This window comes from Hydrocoleum sp. CS-953 (genome assembly GCF_002260545.1).
In the GTDB taxonomy this organism is placed as follows: domain Bacteria; phylum Cyanobacteriota; class Cyanobacteriia; order Cyanobacteriales; family Microcoleaceae; genus Trichodesmium.
The window spans coordinates 1-2,780 of the sequence record NZ_LGSU01000333.1; the positions used below are offsets into that span (position 1 = coordinate 1).

3 protein-coding genes are annotated in these 2,780 nt (G+C 37.1%); all 3 read right to left on the reverse strand.

What is annotated here, in order from left to right:
* Positions 1 to 299: 299 nt before the first annotated feature.
* The coding region (locus AFK68_RS44110) for a cytochrome P450 (protein ID WP_210407196.1) at positions 300 to 973 on the reverse strand (674 nt) is incomplete at its 5' end.
* A 1,043-nt stretch (positions 974 to 2,016) separates the two neighbouring features.
* On the reverse strand, positions 2,017 to 2,415 hold the full coding sequence (locus AFK68_RS03095; protein ID WP_094671542.1) for a hypothetical protein: 399 nt from the start codon (positions 2,413 to 2,415) through the stop codon (positions 2,017 to 2,019).
* A 163-nt stretch (positions 2,416 to 2,578) separates the two neighbouring features.
* Positions 2,579 to 2,719, reverse strand: coding sequence for a phospholipase effector Tle1 domain-containing protein (locus AFK68_RS34405; RefSeq protein ID WP_143437467.1), 141 nt, complete (start codon positions 2,717 to 2,719; stop codon positions 2,579 to 2,581).
* Positions 2,720 to 2,780 lie beyond the last annotated feature (61 nt).

Sequence of the window (2,780 nt, forward strand, 5' to 3'; positions counted from 1 at the left end):
GAGCAGTTGTTTTTGCTGCTCCCTTCTCAATTACTTTCTCCAGCTCTAATCATCACAATTAATCCTTTAACCTTTGTCGCAATTCCTCTCAAAAAATTTTTCGTTTCTACCTACTTTAAATTATTTACCTCAAAATCAATTTAGAGCCAATCTAAAAAGTCTCCAAACCCTATGTTATATCATGTCCGGATAAGAGCGTGATCAAAAAACTTTCTCCTTCTTTTCTTCTTTCTTCCCTTCTAAATTATGAATTTTGAATTCTGAGTAGTTTATTTATAACTGTTCAACCGGACATGATATTACTCATCATAAGCAACAACAAAACGGGATGGTATATAACCTTGATATTCAACTTTCCCTTCATCCCCCGGCAAAAATCTCAATCCTGGTCGCAACAGAATTTGTTTAACCACTTCCGGAACTACTACTCCAGCAATATGTTCTCCAAGACAAGTATGACTACCATAACCAAAGTGCATATAGTTATAGTTAGGACGATCGATCAAAAACTCATCAGGATTAGTCACCACTGCTGGATCAAACATCGCTGAACCGACACCCGCTAAGACGATACTTTGAGCAGAGATAGGAGTTTCCCTCGGAGTTCCTGCTGCGAGAGTATAATCTGCTTCACAAAAACGCACGAGAAAAGGACTAAAGGGATTAAAACGGATAGCTTCCCGAACATATTTATCAAATGTTTCATCATCGTTATTCTTAGCTGCTGCTAAAGCTTTTTGGAAAATTTCAGGACGCTTGAGCAGTTGTTCTATAGCCTGGGTGATAACTTGAGCTGTTCCTTCAATGCTACCCACCAAGAAAATCATCATGTGGGCAATAATTCTGTCTTCCGAGAAGGGAATATCGCCAGGAAATTTTGTGCTAGCTAACCGAGTAAAAATGTCCCCAGGTGGTATATTTTGGTCATTATTGGCTGTTTTTGGTTGGAAAAATTGAGCTAGATAACTGAAAANTATAGCCTGGGTGATAACTTGAGCTGTTCCTTCAATGCTACCCACCAAGAAAATCATCATGTGGGCAATAATTCTGTCTTCCGAGAAGGGAATATCGCCAGGAAATTTTGTGCTAGCTAACCGAGTAAAAATGTCCCCAGGTGGTATATTTTGGTCATTATTGGCTGTTTTTGGTTGGAAAAATTGAGCTAGATAACTGAAAAAATTTGTAGGTCTTTGAGTTTCCTTAGCTCTTTTCTCTTTGAGAAGTTCAGTCAGATAAGCACGCATTTCATTACTTGACTCAACAGACGCCTCATGAACTTTTGGATCGTTACTTAAGTTTCTAAACATATCGTCTTGGGTTGTTTTTGCCCAACGATACATAGTTTCCAAATCTGGACCAGGAAAGCCAAAATAATCACCGCAAAGTCTGATGGGAACAAATTTTGCTAAGTCGTGAACAACTTCCATTTTCCCTGTTGCTGCTGACTTATCTAAACTAGATTTAGCAATTTCACCAGCCATTTTTCTCACCATTGGCAAATCTTCCAAGGGCAAAACCGCTCTCATTATTGACTTTTCTCGCCAGTTATGTTCTGAATTATCTCTCGCCAACATACAAGGTCCAAACACCGGGTCCATTTTGCTAGCAAAAGTTCTCACTGAGAAGTATTCCGAGCGAGATAAAACTTCCTGTACGTCAGGAAATAAACTAACTAGGACAAATTTAGGAGTGATAAAAATGGGACGACTTTCTCTCAATTCTTTAAATAATTGCGTCCAATCGGTAAAAGCACCTTGATTAATAACATTAACTCGGTCGCTAACATTTTCTGCCGGAATACTGTCGTACCTTTCTAAATAGGACATAAAACCTCATCTACATTTTTGGATTTGAACTTGAACACTATTTTAAATCAGGACTTACGCAGGCGAACCGAGAAACCGGGTCTTTTCGTCAATGTTAATTGTTCATGCGCAACGATTTATCGTAAAAACCCGGTTTCTTTACGTAAGTCCTATAAATATTATTTTATTTTCCAACTCAGTTAATTTTTACTTAAGAGACAGGCTCTACATCATGAATCGTTCCCACAATTATTTTCCAGCGATCCTCTACTTTACGCATTGTATAAGTAAAACCAAAGTTAGTCAGTAACTGGTTATCTTCCGTATAGCGGGTAGCAACAGCACTCACAACTGCTAAATTATCACTGAGTAATTTAACGTTTAGAGGGCTAGTTTCACTTCTGTCATAGTTCTGTTTCTTTAAGTCAGTTACAATTTTGGTAAAAACTAGCCATAACTTTAATCCATTATCAATAGTAACAACTGTCTCAGGCGTAATCAGTATTGACGGATAGTGATAAAAAGGACCTAATATACGAGGCTTGAGCTTCGCAAATGCCTTGTTATATTCTACTATTGTTTCTGCAACTTTACTTTTCTCATTTTCCATAAAGGCATCCTCTTTAAATCAGATTTCTAAGTAGTTGAATCTAGAATTTCGTATTTTTATCTAAAGTGAAACTAACAATTATTCCATTACTTCAGATTCAGTTTAGGAAGAACTTTCTCTAGATTTTTTGGCCGATAATCCTGCCGATTTTTCAAACGGTCAATCATGGATTCACAAAGAGGATTTGTGAGATTCCGTCACTAGCTATTGGTTTGACTGCTTGAGTAAGTTTTATTATGTTACTTGGGTAAGAACTTTTTAAATCTTGCCAGGTATCATCACAACAAATAACTAAACGCTTCATTCTTAATTTTTGGCCTCACTTCAATCTTGAGTAATCTCTTCCAAAGAATAACATATTATGA

Bases quoted from the DNA above. Each gene is read 5' to 3' on its own strand.
- AFK68_RS03095 (WP_094671542.1), bottom strand. From the start codon at position 2,415: ATGGAAAATGAGAAAAGTAAAGTTGCAGAAACAATAGTAGAATATAAC.
- AFK68_RS34405 (WP_143437467.1), bottom strand. From the start codon at position 2,719: ATGAAGCGTTTAGTTATTTGTTGTGATGATACCTGGCAAGATTTAAAA.